Source organism: Actinomadura parmotrematis (assembly GCF_019458805.1).
Classification (GTDB): Bacteria; Actinomycetota; Actinomycetes; order Streptosporangiales; family Streptosporangiaceae; genus Spirillospora; species Spirillospora parmotrematis.
The window spans coordinates 177,701-192,968 of the sequence record NZ_JAIBOA010000005.1 but is presented as its reverse complement, the minus strand read 5'-3'; the positions used below and the strand labels follow the sequence as shown (position 1 = coordinate 192,968).

The 15,268-nt window shown below is 76.8% G+C and carries 15 protein-coding genes; 7 read left to right on the top strand and 8 right to left on the bottom strand.

Annotated features, from left to right (window positions below; genetic code table 11):
- Window positions 1-28: 28 nt before the first annotated feature.
- A complete protein-coding gene (locus tag K1Y72_RS10195; RefSeq protein ID WP_220165478.1) occupies window positions 29-688 on the top strand; it encodes a hypothetical protein in 660 nt (219 codons plus the stop codon).
- Here K1Y72_RS10195 and K1Y72_RS10190 read toward each other — a convergent pair.
- From K1Y72_RS10190 to K1Y72_RS10170, 5 genes are all read right to left on the bottom strand, one after another.
- Window positions 685-1,440 carry an SDR family oxidoreductase gene (locus K1Y72_RS10190; protein WP_220165476.1) on the bottom strand — a complete coding sequence of 252 codons (756 nt, stop codon included), beginning with the start codon at window positions 1,438-1,440 and terminating at the stop codon, window positions 685-687. The two genes, K1Y72_RS10195 and K1Y72_RS10190, sit on opposite strands and share 4 nt — an antisense overlap.
- Before the next feature lie 98 nt (window positions 1,441-1,538).
- Entirely contained in the window at window positions 1,539-2,534 is a 996-nt protein-coding gene (locus K1Y72_RS37080) for a cobalamin B12-binding domain-containing protein (RefSeq protein WP_220165474.1), read from the bottom strand.
- On the bottom strand, window positions 2,531-4,231 hold the full coding sequence (locus tag K1Y72_RS10180; RefSeq protein WP_220165472.1) for a SpoIIE family protein phosphatase: 1,701 nt from the start codon (window positions 4,229-4,231) through the stop codon (window positions 2,531-2,533). Before K1Y72_RS10180 ends, K1Y72_RS37080 begins: the two co-directional genes overlap by 4 nt.
- Window positions 4,232-4,283: 52 nt before the next feature.
- Window positions 4,284-4,979, bottom strand: coding sequence for a phosphonatase-like hydrolase (locus K1Y72_RS10175; RefSeq protein WP_220165471.1), 696 nt, complete (start codon window positions 4,977-4,979; stop codon window positions 4,284-4,286).
- Window positions 4,976-5,737, bottom strand: a complete 762-nt coding sequence (locus K1Y72_RS10170) for a GntR family transcriptional regulator (protein ID WP_220165469.1) — start codon at window positions 5,735-5,737, stop codon at window positions 4,976-4,978. Before K1Y72_RS10170 ends, K1Y72_RS10175 begins: the two co-directional genes overlap by 4 nt.
- 143 nt (window positions 5,738-5,880) lie before the next feature.
- Here K1Y72_RS10170 and K1Y72_RS10165 point away from each other — a divergent pair, with 143 nt between their 5' ends.
- From K1Y72_RS10165 to K1Y72_RS10145, 5 genes are read left to right on the top strand one after another with little or no spacing between them, the layout of a single operon-like run.
- Window positions 5,881-7,074, top strand: a complete 1,194-nt coding sequence (locus K1Y72_RS10165; RefSeq protein WP_220165468.1) for a TIGR03364 family FAD-dependent oxidoreductase — start codon at window positions 5,881-5,883, stop codon at window positions 7,072-7,074.
- An 11-nt stretch (window positions 7,075-7,085) separates the two neighbouring features.
- Window positions 7,086-7,997, top strand: coding sequence for a phosphate/phosphite/phosphonate ABC transporter substrate-binding protein (locus K1Y72_RS10160; protein WP_220165466.1), 912 nt, complete (start codon window positions 7,086-7,088; stop codon window positions 7,995-7,997).
- Window positions 7,998-8,006: 9 nt separating this feature from the next.
- Window positions 8,007-8,792, top strand: a complete 786-nt coding sequence (locus tag K1Y72_RS10155) for a phosphonate ABC transporter ATP-binding protein (RefSeq protein WP_220165463.1) — start codon at window positions 8,007-8,009, stop codon at window positions 8,790-8,792.
- Window positions 8,789-9,622 (top strand): phosphonate ABC transporter, permease protein PhnE, encoded by an 834-nt coding sequence (gene phnE / locus K1Y72_RS10150; protein WP_220165462.1) that lies wholly within the window; start codon window positions 8,789-8,791, stop codon window positions 9,620-9,622. Before K1Y72_RS10155 ends, phnE begins: the two co-directional genes overlap by 4 nt.
- Complete coding sequence (locus K1Y72_RS10145) at window positions 9,619-10,686, top strand: alcohol dehydrogenase catalytic domain-containing protein (protein WP_220165461.1); 1,068 nt, start codon at window positions 9,619-9,621, stop codon at window positions 10,684-10,686. Before phnE ends, K1Y72_RS10145 begins: the two co-directional genes overlap by 4 nt.
- 29 nt (window positions 10,687-10,715) lie before the next feature.
- Here the strand turns inward: K1Y72_RS10145 and K1Y72_RS10140 are convergent, their stop codons facing one another.
- On the bottom strand, window positions 10,716-11,870 hold the full coding sequence (locus K1Y72_RS10140) for an AAA family ATPase (protein WP_220165460.1): 1,155 nt from the start codon (window positions 11,868-11,870) through the stop codon (window positions 10,716-10,718).
- The gene (locus K1Y72_RS10135) at window positions 11,857-12,642 is read right to left on the bottom strand and encodes an RNA ligase family protein (RefSeq protein ID WP_220165459.1); all 786 of its coding nucleotides are present in this window, start codon (window positions 12,640-12,642) and stop codon (window positions 11,857-11,859) included. Before K1Y72_RS10135 ends, K1Y72_RS10140 begins: the two co-directional genes overlap by 14 nt.
- A gap of 122 nt (window positions 12,643-12,764) precedes the next feature.
- Between K1Y72_RS10135 and K1Y72_RS10130 the strand changes: the two genes are divergently transcribed.
- A complete protein-coding gene (locus K1Y72_RS10130) occupies window positions 12,765-13,397 on the top strand; it encodes a nucleoside/nucleotide kinase family protein (protein WP_220165458.1) in 633 nt (210 codons plus the stop codon).
- On the opposite strand, the gene K1Y72_RS10125 is transcribed toward K1Y72_RS10130, so the two are convergent.
- A complete protein-coding gene (locus K1Y72_RS10125) occupies window positions 13,398-15,260 on the bottom strand; it encodes a glycoside hydrolase family 15 protein (protein WP_220165457.1) in 1,863 nt (620 codons plus the stop codon).
- Between the last annotated feature and the right edge of the window lie 8 nt (window positions 15,261-15,268).

The following is a 15,268-nucleotide window of genomic DNA, read 5'->3' as shown; positions in this document are numbered from 1 at the left end:
CAGCACCACCCGACCGAAGGGACCACCCATGCAGACCCACCAGCCCGCCACCCGCACCGCCACCGCCGGGCCGCCCGCCGCCGCCGTCCGCGCCGCCGGCGCCCTGCTCGCCGCCGGCTCCCTGGCCTGGGGCACCGCCGCCGCCGTCTACGGCACCGACACCGACGAGGTCGTCGTCCCCCAGGAGGTCACCGGCATCGCCTACGTCATCGGCCTGTTCGCCCTCAGCTGGACGCTGCTGGCCACCCGCGCCACCGGCGCCCGCAAGGGCCGCTTCCTGCCCCTGCCCGAACTGGCCCTGATGCCCCTGGCCGCCGCCTTCAACGTCTACGCCATCACCAGCCTGGAGACCTACGACGACAAGCTGCCCGCCTGGGCCGCGGTCCTGGACGCCTCCTGGCCGCTGTCGCAGCTCTACCTGCTCGTCCTCGGCATCGCCGTCGCGGTCGCCGGACGCTGGCGCGGCCTGCTGCGCTGGCACCCCCTGGCCTGCGCCCTGTGGTTCATCGCCACCGTCGCCGTCCAGGCCGCCTTCGGCAAGGACGCCTCCGCCTGGACGGGCGCCGCCTGGCTCCTGCTGGTCTTCACCTCCCTCGGCCTGCGCCTGGCCCTGCGCCCCGCCGACGCCCTCACCACCGCCGCCCCGACCACGGGCGAGCAGCGCGGCGGGGGAGCCGACCCGCGCTAGCCGCGGCCGACGAACGAGGGCATCGCGGTGGCCAGCACGCTCATGAACTGCACGTTGGCCTCCAGCGGCAGGCCCGCCATATAGAGGACGCCCGCCACCACCGCCGACACGTCCATCACCGGCTCCGCCCTCACCGACCCGTCGGCCTGCGGCGTCCCGCCGCCGAAGGAGGCCGTCATGTCGGTGGCGGCGTTGCCGACGTCGATCTGCCCGCACGCGATCCGGTACGCCCGCCCCTCCAGCGACAGCGACTTGGTCAGCCCGCTCATCGCGTGCTTGCTCGCGGTGTAGGCGACCTGCCCCGGCCGCGGCACGTGCGCCGACAGCGACCCGTTGTTGATGATCCGCCCGCCCTGCGGCGACTGCGCCCGCATCATCGCGAACGCCCGCTGCGCGCACAGGAACGCCCCCGTCAGGTTGGTCTGCAGCACCCGCTGCCACTCGCCGAACCCGACCTCCTCGACGGGGGCGGGCGTCCCGAACACCCCCGCGTTGTTCACCAGCAGGTCCACCCGGCCGAACCGGTCGCCGGCCGCCGCGAACAGCGCCTCCACCGACGCCGGATCCGTCACGTCCGCCGGGACGACCGCCGCCCGCTCCTCGGGGAACCCCTCGGCGGTCCGCCGCAGCCGCTCCTCGCGGCGCCCCGCCAGCACCACGCCGTAGCCGCCGTCCAGCAGCGCCCGCGCGACGGCCGCGCCGATCCCCGACCCCGCCCCCGTCACCACCGCGACCTGCCCCGACACGCCCATCCCGCACCCTCCGCACCCGGCCGACCCGCTGACGCGCGCAGTCTGCCAGCACCCCCGCCCGCCCTGCGAGCAGCCCGCCCCGTCAGGCGCCAGCCCCGTCAGCCGCCCACGTCGGCCCGTGCCGCCGCCAGCATCCGCCTCGCCCGCGGGAAACCCTCCAGCAGTCCCGCGGCCCGCGCCAGAGCCGCGCCCACCGCCCGCGGCTCCACCCCCCGCGCCGCGAGCATCCCCGCCAGCCACCGCACCTGGGCCACCAGCACCTCCTCGTCATCGACCAGCAGCGCCGCCGCCAGAAACCCCGGCAACCGCCCGAACCCCTCGCCCAGCGCCGCCGGCCCCTCCCCGCACAGCGCGCCGCGCAGCCGCTCGGCCAGCAGCGCCCGCCGCGCCCCGAACCGCTCGAACTCGTCATCGGGGACGGCCAGCGGCGGCGCCGGCTCGGCGTAGTGCGGCCAGCCGCCGCCCAGCAGCTCCACCGCATGCGCGGCGTCGCGCGCCCAGGCGTTCGCGCCGAGCGCCCGCGCCCACCGGCCGTCCGGCCCGAACCCCGGCCCGCCCGCCAGCACCGGCACCGCCACGCCCCGCGCCGCCCGCACCATCGTCCGCGCCGTCGGCAGCCACGCCGCCACCGAGCACGACAGCGCCACCGCGTCCGGCCCGACCTCCCGCACGTACTCCCCGAGCCGCGCCGCCGGGGTGCTCGCGCCCAGGAACGTCACCCGCCAGCCGCCCGCCCGCAGCGTCTCCCCGACGATCCGCGCCGCCAGCGCGTGCCACTCCCCGTCCACGCACGCCAGCACCACCCGCCCGCGCCGCGGCACCTCCGGCAGCCGCGCCCCCAGCGCCGCCACCACCCGGTCGCTGATGTGGGTCGCGGCGTGCTCGCGCGCCACGTCCCACCGCCCGCCCTCCCAGCACGCCCCCACCCGCCGCTGCGCCGGCACCACCAGCGACGCCAGCACCTGTGGCACCGACAGGCCGCCCGCCAGCAGCCCCAGCGCCGCGCCCACCGCCGCGTCCTCGTCGGCGTCCCGCAGCGCCGCGAAGTACACCTCGCCGGCCGCCGCGACCCCGGCGGCCCCCGCCCCGCTCACCGCGTGCCCCGCATCCGGTGCCCGGCCGGCCACGCCTGCGCCCCGAACAGCGCCAGGTCGTCGTGCTCGCGGTCGTCCAGATGCTCCACCACCAGCTGCTCCACCCGCTGCACCACCGCCCCCGGCGGCGCCCCCGCGCACGTGCCGAGCGCCTCCAGCAGCCGCGCCGTCCCGAACCGCCGCCCCTGCGGGTCGCGCGCCTCGTGCACCCCGTCGGTGCAGACGTACAGCGCGTCCCCGGGCGCCAGCTCCACCCCGGCCCGCCCGAAACCGATCTCCGGGAGCGCCCCCACGACCGTCCCGCCCAGCGCCACCCGCTCCACGCCCCCGCCCTCGCGCACCACGACCGGATCGGGCGCCCCGCCCCCGATCAGCGCCACCCCCACCGAACCGTCGCCGCGCACCCGCAGCCGGCCCGCCACCAGCGACACGAACCGCGCCTCGCCCGACGCCGCCAGCGTCCGGTTCAGCAGCGCCAGCCCCTCCTCCAGCGGACCGCCCGCCACCGCGACCGTCTCCAGCGCGTGCCGCACCCGGGCGCTGTAGACGGCCGCGCCGATGCCCTCCCCGCACACGTCGCCGATCGCGAACAGCCACCCCTCCGACGCCGAGTGCAGCACCTGGCAGAAGTCGCCCCCGATCAGCGCGCCCCGCCCCGACGTCCGGTAGGCCACCCCCAGGCGCGTGCCCGGCACCTCCGGCAGCGGCGCCGGACGCAGCGCCGCCCGCAGCCGCTCGCCCGCCACCGACTGCAGCCGGTACAGCGACGCGGTGTCCAGCACCGCGGCGATCCGCTCGGCGTGCTCGCGCACCAGCTCCAGCTCGGCGTCCCCGTAGGGGCAGGCCCGCACCAGCGTCAGCACCCCCAGGCACGCGCCGCGCGCCAGCAGCGGCACGAACAGCACGCTGCCCGACTCCGGCGGCGCCAGCCCCGGCGCGCACAAGTCCGCCCCCTGGCGCGCCGTCACCCCCTCGTGCCGCTCCAGCCGCCCGGTGCCCAGCACCCGCACCGTGCCCGCACCGGCCGGCGGGCCGGTCCGGAACACCACGTCCTCGCCGCCGCACACCGCCGTCTCCGCCAGCCCCGGCTGACACAGCAGCGTCACCGCCGCGCCGTCGGCCAGGGTGTCCACGCTGAGCCGCGCCGCCAGCGACAGCGCGCGCCGCAGGTGCAGCGTCCCCGACAGGGCGCGGCCGGTGCGCGCCAGCAGCGCCTTGCGGCGGCGTTCCTCCAGCAGCTCGTCCTCGCGCGCCCGCTCCCGCGTCACATCGCGCACCACCCACGCCGACCGCCCGCTCGGCAGCCCGACCCAGCGGCCCGTCAGCCGCCGCCCCCGGTACAGCCCGTCGAACCGCGCCCGCCCCGCCGCCTGCGCCTCGCGCAGCTCCGGCACCGGCGCGTCGCGCAGCGCCGACCCGGGCGACACCCCCGGCAGCAGGGCGCGGGCGGCGGCGTTGAGGCCCCCGACGCGGCCCGCGGCGTCCAGCATCACCAGCGCCTCGTCCAGCGCGTCCAGCAGCTCGCGCGGCGCCGCCTCGCCGCCCTCGCCGGACGCCGGCCGCGCCACCACCCGGCCGGTGCACTCGCGTGCCGGCCCCTCGCTCCCGCCCTGCTCCCCGCCGTGCAGAGGACGACCTCCCGGGATCGCGCCCGTCTCCCCCCAGGGCGCCCGAACGGCCCAGGCTACGGCAGCCACGCACGCCCCCGGGGGCGAACGCCGGGACGATCAGGGGCGCCCGCGGGGGCCGCTAGAGCAGACCGGGAAGCAGCGCCGCCGACTCCAGCAGGTGGGTGTGGCGGCACGCGCCGAGCTCGGGCGCCGTGCCCGCCCCCGACAGGACGCCGACCACGAACCCCGCGCCCGCGTTCACCCCCGCCCGCAGGTCGTTGGGGGTGTCGCCGGCGACCAGCACCCGCGCGACGTCCGTCACGCCCGCCAGCTCCATCGCCCGGAACACCAGGTAGGGCGCGGGACGGCTCGCGGCGACCTCGTCGCTGGCGACCAGCCCGTCCACGGTCCCCCCGGCGCCGTCCGCGACGGTCCAGCCCATCGCCTTCAGGATCGAGGTGGCGACCTCCCGCGAGTAGCCGGTCTGCAGCACCACCTTGACGCCCGCGGCGCGCAGCTCCCCGACCGCCTCGGTCACCCCCGGCAGCGCCACCGGCGGGGACGCCGCGTACGCCTCGGCGAGCCGGACGGTGAAATCGGCGTACACCGCGTCCACGTCGGCCTCCGCGGCGGCGCCGGTCAGCTCGGTGAGCAGGCCCGCCGCGGCCTCGCGCTTGCTGGTGCCGGTCCAGCGGTGCAGCGTCTCGGCCGGCACGGCCCGCCCGATGCGGGCGGCGACGGCCTCGTCGAGGGCGGCGTAGACGGCGCCGCCCTCCTGGACGGTCGTGCCGGCCATGTCCAGGGCGGCCAGGGCGAACGGGGGGTGAGCACTCACGGGGTCTCTCCTTGGTCGGGCAGGGTGCGCGCGAACGCCAGATGGTGCGCGCGGGCGTTGGCGATGGTGAAGGTCGCGCGGTCGGGGCGGTAGCGGTCGTCGGCGTACTCCACCGGGTCGCCGCCGGTGGTGGTCGCGGTGCGGCGCTCGCGCAGCAGCGGGCCGCCCTTGGCGACGCCGAGCAGCCGGGCGTCCTCGCCCGGCGCCGCGATCGCGTCGATGGTGTGGGTGGCGCCGGCGATGTCGACGCCGCGCTCGTGCAGGCCCGCGTAGATCGAGCCGGCGTCGGGGTCGAAGTCGAACAGCAGCCGCCCGATCGCCAGCGTGAAGGTGCTGCGCTCCAGCATGACCGGCTCGCCGTCCAGCAGCCGCAGCCGCAGCACGTCCACGACCGGCTCGCCGGGCGCGACGCCGAGCGCCGCCGCCGCCTCCGGGCCCGCCCCGCGCCGCGCGAGCTCGATGGTGCGCTGGCCCGGGACGTGCCCCGACTGCAGCGCCCACGCGGTGAACGACAGGAACGTCTCGAACGGCTGGCCCATCGGGCGCCGCCGCACCACCGGGCGCCGCCCCCGCCCGCCCTCGATGAGGCCCTCGTGGCGCAGCGCCGACAGCGCCTGGCGGACGGTGCCCCGCGAGAGCGCGAACTCCTCGACCAGATGGGCCTCCGACGGCAGCGGCGCGCCGACGGCCAGCGCCCCCGAGACGATCCGCTCGCGCAGCGCGTCGGCGAGCCTGGCGTGCAGTGGTCCTGACGACATGAGTTGACCATACAAGTTGCGCGCGCCGTCCTGTCAACGTCCGGGAACGCCGGAAAGCAGCAGGATGAAGCGGAGGTTAACTTGTTTGTACAAGACGCGTTCCGCCTTGACGGCGCCGCGCCGCGGCCACGAATCTCAGGGCCATGACCCCGCCCCCGCAACCGGCCCCGCAGCCGCCCGGCGCCCTGCCCACCGGCCTGCCCACCGGGCTGGCCGCCGGGCTGCCCGCCGGCCGCGTCGACCTCCTGGTGGCCGGCGCCGGCGTCGTCGGCCTCGCCCACGCCGTCGAGGCCCACCTGCGCGGCCTGTCGGTGGCCGTCGTGGAGCGCGACGCCTTCGCCGCCGGCGCCTCGGTCCGCAACTTCGGCCACATCTGCACCACCGCCCAGGACGGCCCGGCCCTCGGCTACGCCCTGGCCGCCCGCGACCGCTGGCTCCGCCTCGCCGCCGAGACCGGCCTCGCCGTCGCCGAGAGCGGCACCCTCGTCGTCGCCCGCCGCCCCGAGGAGATGGCCGTCCTGGAGGAGTTCGCCGCCGACCGCGGCCCCGACCAGGTCCGCCTGCTGGACGCCGCCGGCGTCGCCCGCCACCTGCCCGCCCCCGGCGCCGCGCCGCTCGGCGGCGCCCTGCTGCCGCTGGACCTGCGCCTGGACCCGCGCGCCGCGATCCCCGCCCTCGCCGCCTGGCTCGCCGGGCGCGGCGTCCCCATCGCCTGGCGCACCAGCGTCCTGTCCGCCGAGCCCGGCCTCGTGCGCACCTCCCGCGGCGACGTGCGCGCCGACCGCACCGTCCTCGCCGTCGGCCACGACCTCGACCGCCTGCACCCCGCCGCCGCCGACGCCGCCGGCATGACCCGCTGCCGCCTGCAGATGCTGGAGGTCGCCGCCCCCGGCGGCCTGCGCGTCGCCCCCGGCGTCCTCACCGGCCTGTCCCTGCTGCGCTACAGCGGCTTCGCCGCCCAGCCCTCCGCCGCCGCCCTGCGCGACGCCGTCACCGCCGCGTCGCCCGAACTGCTGGACGCCGGCGTCAACCTGATGTTCACCCAGCGCCCCGACGGCGCCATCGTCCTCGGCGACACCCACCACTACGCCGCCACCCACACGCCCTTCGACGACGAGGACACCGCCGAGCTGCTGCTGCGCGAGGGCGCGCGGCTGCTCGGCGTCCCCGGCCTGCGCGTGCTGCGCCGCTGGCGCGGCGAGTACGCCTCCTCCGACCGCACCGACTTCCTGGACGCGGAGGTGGCGAGCGGCGTCCGCGCCGTCTCGGTCACCTCCGGCATCGGCATGACCACCGCGCACGGCCTGGCCCAGGCCGTCCTCGACTCCCTCCTCTGAAAGGCCCGACCATGCGCCGATTCCGGCTTCCCCTCGCCCTGGCCGCCCTCGTGCCGGCCGCCGCCCTCGCCCTCACCGGCTGCGGGAGCGACGGCAAGGCGTCCGCGAGCAAGGACGCCTGCCCCCACGGCAAGATCCGCTTCGGCGTCGAGCCGTTCGAGGACGCCGCCAAGCTCACCCCCGCCTACAAGACCCTCGGCAGCGCGCTGCAGGCCAAGCTCGGCTGCCCCGTCGAGGTCCAGATCGTGCAGGGCTACTCCGCCGAGGTCCTCGCCATGCAGAACAAGAAGCTGGAAATCGCCCAGTTCGGGCCGCTCGGCTACGTCTTCGCCGCCCAGCGCGCCGGCGCCGAGGCCGTGGCGTCCTTCGGCAACCCCGACAAGACCGTGTCCAGCTACAAGGCCGGCATCTGGGTGAAGAAGGACAGCCCCCTGGCCTCCCTCACCGACCTCAAGGGCCACACCCTCGCCCTGTCCGACACCGGCTCCACCTCCGGCGACGCCCTGCCCCGCTACGCCCTGAAAAAGGCCGGCCTCGGCGCCGGCGACGTCAAGCTCCAGTACGCCGGCGGCCACCCCCAGTCGCTGCTCGCCCTCACCAACGGCAAGGTCGACGCCGCCGAGATCAACACCCAGCAGCAGGCGACCTCCACCAAGGAGGGCCAGTTCGACCCGGCGAAGTTCAAGCAGATCTGGGCGTCCGACCCCATCCCCAACGACCCCATCACCGTGTCCAAGGACCTGGACCCGGCCTTCCGCGCCAAGCTCGTCGCCGCCCTCACCTCCCTCAGCCCCCAGGACGTCGCCAAGGTCGGCTCCTACCTCGACGTCGAGCCCGGCCCCCTCGTCCCGGTCACCAAGCAGAACTACCAGCCCCTGTTCGACCTCGCCCAGAGCCTCGGCCTCACCGAGAAGGACGTCTAGGACACGCCGATGGAGACCACCACCACCCCCGCACCGGCGACCGCCGCCCTCACCGTCCGGGGGCTGCGCAAGTCCTTCGGCGGCCGCACCGTGCTGACGGGCTTCGACCTGGACGTGGCTCCCGGGGAGGTGGTGGCGCTCCTCGGGGCCAACGGGTCGGGCAAGTCGACCGCCCTCAAATGCGTCGTCGGCCTCGTGCGCCCCGACGAGGGGCGCGCCGGCGTCCACGGCGCCGACCTGCTCGACGGGACGCGCGCCGCCGCCCGCGCCCGCACCCGCGTCGCCATGGTCTTCCAGCAGATCCACCTGGTGCGGCGGCGCTCGGCGCTGGACAACGTCTGCGCCGGCGCCCTCGGCCGCCTCCCGATCACCCGCTCCTGGTCGCCCGCCGCCTTCCCCCGCGCCCTGCGCGAGGAGGCCATGGGCTGCCTGGACCGCGTCGGCCTCGCGGGCCGCGCGCACGAGCGCGTCGGCGCCCTGTCGGGCGGCCAGCAGCAGCGCGTCGCCCTGGCCCGCGCCCTCTGCCAGCGCGCCGAGGTCCTGCTCGCCGACGAACCGGTCTCGGCCCTGGACCCCTCGGCCGCCGAGAACGTCATGGCCGTCATGACCGACCTGGCCCGCACCGAGAACCTCGCCGTCGCCGCCGTCCTGCACCAGCCCGAACTCGCCCGCCGCCACGCCGACCGCCTCGTCGGCCTGCGCGACGGCCGCATCGCCTTCGCCGCCCCCACCGCCGCCGTCACCGCCGACCAGGTGTCGGCCCTGTACGTCGTGGACCAGGAGGTCCCCGCATGAGCGCGCTCGCCCCCGAACCGGCCCCGCGGCGCCTGCCCGTCCCGCGCCGGCGGCGCGACCCCCGCACTCTCGCCACCGGCGCCGCCGTCCTCGCCGTCCTGGCCGCGCTGCACGTCGCCGCCTGGATCGGCGCCGAGATGGACCTCGGCATGCTCGCCGAAGGCTGGCACGGCATGGTCCGCTTCGTCTCCGAGGCGGTCCCCCCGGACCTCGCCTGGGACCCCGTCGTCAAGGACGGCCTGAAGGCGTGCCTGGTCACGCTGTGGATCGGGCTGCTCGGCACCACCCTGTCGATCCCCTTCACCATCGCGCTCAGCGTCCTCGGCTCGCGCGCCACCAACGGCAACGCCGCCGTGTACCAGGCTGCCCGCGGCGTCCTGTCGTTCCTGCGCGCCGTCCCCGACGTGGTGTTCGCGCTGGTGTTCGTCACCGCCGTCGGCCTCGGCCCCTTCGCCGGCGTCCTCGCGCTGGTCTGCAACAACACCGGCGTCATGGGCAAGCTGTGGGCCGAGGCGATGGAGGAGGTCGACGACGGCCCCGCCCAGGCCCTGCGCATCGCCGGCGCCCGCCGCACCCAGCTCGTCGCCCACGCCGTCCTGCCCGCCTGCCTGCCCCAGCTCGTCGGCCTGGTCCTCTACCGCCTGGACGTCAACGTGCGCGCCTCCCTGGTCCTCGGCCTGGTCGGCGCCGGCGGCATCGGCTTCCTCATCAACCAGTCCATCCAGGAGTTCCGCTTCGACCAGATGCTCACCTACATCCTCATGGTGCTCGTCCTGGTCGTGGCGGTGGACGTGCTGAGCTCCCTCGTCCGCAGAAGGCTCGCCCCGTGACCCTCGCCCTGCACCCGCCCGCCACCGCCATGGTCTGGCCCGGCCCGGACGCCCCGCACCGCCCCCTCGCCGTCGACGAGGTCGACCTCGCACCCGGCGAGCTGCTCGTCCGCGTCGAGCTGGCCACCGTCTGCGGCTCGGACCTGCACACCGTCTCCGGCCGCCGCCCCGGCCCCGCGCCCGGCGTCCTCGGCCACGAGGCCGTCGGCACCGTCGCCCGCACCGGCGGCGGCCCCGCCCGCCTGGACGTGCGGGGCCGCCCCGTCCGCACCGGCGACCGCGTCGCCGTCGGCATCTACGCCGCCTGCGGGCGCTGCGCCCGCTGCCGCCGCGGCCTGCCGCAGAAATGCGAGCGCCTGTTCAAGTACGGGCACGCTCCGCTGGCCGACGCCGGCCCGCTGTCGGGCGGCTACGCCACCCACCTGCGCGTCCGCAAGGGCACGCCGCTCGCCGCCGTCGACCCCGCCCTGCCCGCCGCCCTCGCCGCGCCGCTCGGCTGCGCCACCGCCACGGCCGTCGCCGCCGTCGCCGCCGCGGGCGACACCGACCGGAGCGACGTCACCGTGTGCGGCGCCGGCCTGCTCGGCCTGCTGGCCACCGCCATGCTCGCCGGACGCGGCGCGACCGTCACCGTCCTCGACCCCGACCCGCGCCGCCGCGCGACCGCCCTGCGCATGGGCGCCGCCCGAGCCCTGGACGCGGCCGCCGAACCGCCCCGCGCCGACGCCTACCTCGAACTGTCGGGCGCCCCCGCCGCCGCCCGGCGCGCCGTCGCGCGCACCGTCACCGGCGGCACCATCGTGCTCGCCGGCACCGTCTCGCCCGGCGCGCCGCTGGACTGGGAGGCCGAGGACGTCGTGCGCGGCCTGCTCACCGTGCGCGGCGTCCACAACTACGCCCCCGAGCACCTGGCCGAGGCCGTCGCCTGGACCGAGCGCAACGCCGCCCGCCTGCCCGTCGCCGACCTCCTCGGCACCGTCCACCCGCTGTCGCGCCTGGACGACGCCCTCGCCGAAGCCGCCCGCGGCGACGCCGTCCGCATCGCCGTCGACCCCACCCGCTGAACACCCCGAGGGGAGCGGGCCGGGACGGGTCAGCCCGTCACGGTCCACTCCACCCGGTGCGCCTCGGTCGGGTCGGGGGTCTCCCACCGCCGCACCAGCCGGTCGATCACCGCGTCGGGCACCGGCGCCGGACGCGCCCGGTTGCGCGCCCGCAGCACCCCCGGCGCCGCCTCCAGCGCCACCACCTCCACCCGCCCCCGGTAGTCGGCGACCAGGCCCGTGCACTGCTCGCGCAGCTGCCGCGACACGTTGGTGGCGTTCCACACGAACGACCGGCCCGCCCGCAGATGCTCGCGGGCCCGCTCGTAGGCGGCGGCCGCCACCGGACGCTGGTCGGCGCCCGGCCCGATGCCGAGCTCGGCGCGCAGCGCGTCCAGGCTCACCACCGGCACGCCCGGCCGGTGCGCGGCGATCCAGTGGTCCTTGCCGACGCCCGGCAGCCCCGACAGCACCGTGGCCGTCAGCCGCGTGTCGTCGTAGGCGGCGTAGTCGGGATCGCGGTCCGGCTTGCGGAAGTACCAGAACCGCGCATGGTCGGAGGGGAACAGCCGCGGCGCGTCCAGGCAGCGCTGCTCGGCGCAGAACTCCCGGTACAGCTCCACGCTCTCCAGCACCTCGGCGGTGTCGCCGCAGATCCGGCCGAGGATGTCGGCCGTCGCCAGCAGCACCAGGTCGTCGTTGCGGGCCAGCAGGCTCACCCGGAACGCGATCTGCCGCAGGTCGGGCCGCTCCAGCGCCCAGAACGGCACCTGGTGGTGGCGCACCAGCGCCGCCACGTGCTCGCGCCAGGCCACCGGCGCCCCCAGCTCCCACAGGATCCGCCGCACCATCAGGTCCCCGCGCCGCGAGTGCCCGCGCGCGGTGACGCGGCCGTCGTCGTCGCGGGCGGTGCAGTACGGCTTGGCGACGTCGTGCAGCAGCACCGCCGCGAACAGCCGCACCCGCTCGGCGGCCGGGCGCGCCCGCCACTCCGCCAGCCCCGCCAGCGCCTCGCACGCCATCCGCGTGTGCACCTCCACATCGCCCTCGGCGTGGTGCACCGCGTCCTGCTCGACGCCCGCCAGGTCGCGCACCCACCCGAACGCCTCGCGGACCCGCTCCCAGGGCACCTGCCAGGACGGCGGCGCCGGGCACAGCGCCGCGAACGGGCCGCCGTCCCACGCCCCCGGCTCAGCCGCCCGCATACAGCACCTCCGGATCGGCGAGGCCGTTGGCGACCAGCGGACGGTCCTGCCAGTGCGTCCCCGCGTCGGCGATCGTGTTGAGGAAGCTGGCGCGCACCCACTTGAAGCGGTCCACGGTGCGGCCCCCCTCCTCGACCTTGATGTAGAGGCCCTCCATCTCCTCGTGCGCGTCGGTCTCGGCCGCCACCCGGTCGGGGTCGGCGCCGCCCGCGACCGCCGCCGCGCGCAGCGCCTCCCGCCACGCGGGCGTCCGGCACGTCGACGGCCCCACCAGCGACGTCAGCTCCCGCACGTTCGCCAGCGGGCCCTCGTGCAGGACCGGCACCGGCACCACCGGCGCGCCCGCCAGCAGCTCGCGGCGCCGCGCCGTCGACAGGAACGCCCCCTCGGCCCGGTCCAGCACGTCGAACTCGCAGAAGTAGTGGGGGAGGGCGTCGTAGAAGACGGTGTGCTTGGCGTACAGCCACTCGCCGTACATCACGTACCGCTCGCCCAGCCGTGGCCACAGCAGGTGCTGCACCGACGCCGCCCACGCCTTCAGCGGCGCGAACTGCTTCTCGCGCGGCCCGCCCGTCAGGTAGTGGCCCCGGCTCTGCAGCAGCAGCTGCCCGCCGGCGTCGAAGCTGACGCCGCAGTTGGCGCCGTCCAGCTTCTCCTCCACGACCAGGAACCGCCCGGCGATCTCGGCGAACGGCACCGCCGCCAGATCGTGGTCGCCCGTCTGCAACCGGGAACCCTGCAGATGCCGGGTGCGCGGATATTTGCGCAACATGTACCGGTTGTAGCGAAGCGCGCCTCCGCCGGCCAACCGGTTTTCCGGCCCTCGGGCCGCCCTGTCGCCCGGCCCCGCCCGCGCCGCGATCAGCGCGGCCGGGGCCGCTACCGTGGGGGGCGATGCAGGTCAGGCCGATCACACCCGAGGCGCTGGTCGCCGAGATCGGCGACCGCATCGCCGCCGCGCCCCGCGACCGGTGGGTGCGCGTCGCGATCGACGGCGCCCCCGCCGCGTCCCCCGGCGACCTGGCCGACGCCCTGGTGGACCCGCTGCGCGTGCTCGGCCGCCCCGCCGTCCGCGTGCCCGCCGGCGGCTTCCTGCGCCCGGCGTCGCTGCGCTACGAGCACGGCCGCCGCGACCCCGACGCCTTCCACGACCTCTGGCTCGACACCGGCGCCCTCACCCGCGAGGTGCTCGCCCCGCTGGAGCCCGGCGGCAGCGGCCGCTTCCTGCCCAGCCTGCGGGACGCCGCCGCCGACCGCGCCACCCGCGCGCCCTACCGCACGCTGCCGCCCGGCGGCGTCGTCCTGGTCGACGGCGCCCTGCTGCTCGGCCGCGGCCTGCCCTTCGACCTGACCGTCCACCTCGCGCTCTCGCCCGCCGCCCTGGCCCGCCGCACCGCCCCCGACCTGGCCTGGACGCTGCCCGCCTACGACCGCTACCGCGCCGAGACCGGCCCCGAGGACGCCGCCGACGTGCCGGTCCGGGTCGACGACCCGCGCCACCCCGCGCTCGTCACCGGCCCGCGGTGATCAGCCGAGCGTCCGGTCCAGGTTGACGGCCGCGCTGATCAGCGCCAGATGGGTGAACGCCTGCGGGAAGTTGCCCAGCTGGTCGCCGGTCGGGCCGATCTGCTCGGCGTACAGGCCGAGGTGGTTGGCGTAGGTGAAGGTCTTCTCCAGCGCCACCCGCCCCTCCTCGACGCGCCCGGCCCGCGCCAGCGCCTCCGCCCACCAGAACGAGCAGATCGAGAACGTGCCCTCCGCGCCGGCCAGGCCGTCGGGGCTCATCGCCGGGTCGTAGCGGAACACCAGGCTGTCGGTCACCAGCTCCGCGCCGATCGCGGCGAGCGTGCCGAGGAAGCGCGGATCGTGCGGCGCCAGGAACTTCACCATCGGCATCAGCAGCAGCGAGGCGTCCAGCACCGGCGCGGGCGCCGCGCCGTCATCGGGCGCCAGGCGCTGCACGAACGTGCCGCGCTCGGCGTCCCAGCCGCGCTCCATGATCTGGCGGTAGATCCGGTCGCGGACGCTCGTCCAGCGCGTCAGGTCGGCGGGCAGCCCGCGCCGGCGCGCCACCCGCACCATCCGCTCGACCGCGACCCAGCACATCAACCGCGAGTAGGTGTGGTCCTGGCGCCCCGCGCGGGTCTCCCAGACGCCCTCGTCGGGCTGGTCCCAGTGGTCCAGCAGCCACCCCAGCACGGCCGACAGGTCCGACCAGGTCTCGTGCGAGATGCCGGTGCCGTGCTTGTCGAACAGGTACACCGAGTCGACGAGCTCGCCGTAGACGTCGAGCTGCAGCTGGCCCGTCGCGCCGTTGCCGATCCGCACCGGCCGCGACCCCCGGTAGCCCTCCAGGTGGCCGAGCTCCTCCTCGGGCAGGTCGGCGTCGCCGTCGATGGAGTACATGACGCGCAGCGGCCCCTTCGCTCCGTCCCCGGCCCGCCGCAGGCAGCGCGCCAGCCAGTCCACGAACGCCTCGGCCTCGGCGGTGAAGCCGAGCCGCAGCAGCGCGTACAGCGAGAACGCCGCGTCCCGGATCCACACGTAGCGGTAGTCCCAGTTGCGCTCCCCGCCCAAGTGCTCGGGCAGCCCGAGCGTCGGCGCCGCGACGACGGCGCCGGTCGGCTCGTGGGTGAGCAGCTTCAGCGTGAGCGCCGAGCGGTGCACCGTCTCGCGCCAGCGGCCGGTGTAGGACGAGCCCGCCAGCCAGCGTCGCCAGAACGCCGCCGTGGCGTCGAACAGCCGCTCGGAGTCCGCGCCGTCCAGGTCGCCGTCCAGATCACCGCCCGCCGGGGCGTCCGCCGGGGCGCCGCCCGGTGTCGCCTCCAGGACGAACAGCTCGGTGCGGCCCTCGGAGATCTCGAACTCGCCGGTCGCGTCGCCGCCGTCGGCCGCCAGGTCCACGGTGCTGCGCAGCGACAGCGTCAGGGCGGGGCCGGTGAAGCGCGCGCCGCCGGGCAGCAGCTCCAGCCGGTGCGGGTCGCGCGCGTAGTTCAGGCGCGGCGCGACGCGCGTCCGCACCCGCATCGTGCCGCGGACGCCGACGACGCGCCGCACCAGCCGCTGCCGGTGGTCGGGGTCGCGCTCCTTCAGGACCGGCATGAAGTCCTGCACCTCGATCATGCCGTCCTCGGTGAGGAAACGGGTGATCAGGATGTTGGTGTCGGGGAAGTAGAACTGCTGGTGCTCGGCGTGCTCGCAGCGCGGCGCCATCTCCCACGCGCCGCCCTTCCCGGCGTCCAGCAGCGCCCCGAACACGCTGGGGGAGTCGAAGCGGGGCGCGCAGAACCAGTCGATGCGCCCGTCCAGGCCGACCAGCGCCGCCGTGCGCAGGTCCCCGATGAGACCGTGGTCGCCGATCGGCAGGTACTCCTCCGGCACGTCCGTCATCGCGCCCC

Excerpts from the sequence above, each read along its gene's own strand:
- K1Y72_RS10130 (WP_220165458.1), top strand. The coding sequence starts at position 12,765 with ATGCAGGTCAGGCCGATCACACCCGAGGCGCTGGTCGCCGAGATCGGC.
- K1Y72_RS10135 (WP_220165459.1), bottom strand. The coding sequence starts at position 12,642 with ATGTTGCGCAAATATCCGCGCACCCGGCATCTGCAGGGTTCCCGGTTG.
- K1Y72_RS10140 (WP_220165460.1), bottom strand. The coding sequence starts at position 11,870 with ATGCGGGCGGCTGAGCCGGGGGCGTGGGACGGCGGCCCGTTCGCGGCG.
- K1Y72_RS10190 (WP_220165476.1), bottom strand. The coding sequence starts at position 1,440 with ATGGGCGTGTCGGGGCAGGTCGCGGTGGTGACGGGGGCGGGGTCGGGG.
- phnE (WP_220165462.1), top strand. The coding sequence starts at position 8,789 with ATGAGCGCGCTCGCCCCCGAACCGGCCCCGCGGCGCCTGCCCGTCCCG.
- K1Y72_RS10160 (WP_220165466.1), top strand. The coding sequence starts at position 7,086 with ATGCGCCGATTCCGGCTTCCCCTCGCCCTGGCCGCCCTCGTGCCGGCC.
- K1Y72_RS10155 (WP_220165463.1), top strand. The coding sequence starts at position 8,007 with ATGGAGACCACCACCACCCCCGCACCGGCGACCGCCGCCCTCACCGTC.
- K1Y72_RS10125 (WP_220165457.1), bottom strand. The coding sequence starts at position 15,260 with ATGACGGACGTGCCGGAGGAGTACCTGCCGATCGGCGACCACGGTCTC.
- K1Y72_RS10195 (WP_220165478.1), top strand. The coding sequence starts at position 29 with ATGCAGACCCACCAGCCCGCCACCCGCACCGCCACCGCCGGGCCGCCC.
- K1Y72_RS10170 (WP_220165469.1), bottom strand. The coding sequence starts at position 5,737 with ATGTCGTCAGGACCACTGCACGCCAGGCTCGCCGACGCGCTGCGCGAG.
- K1Y72_RS10165 (WP_220165468.1), top strand. The coding sequence starts at position 5,881 with ATGACCCCGCCCCCGCAACCGGCCCCGCAGCCGCCCGGCGCCCTGCCC.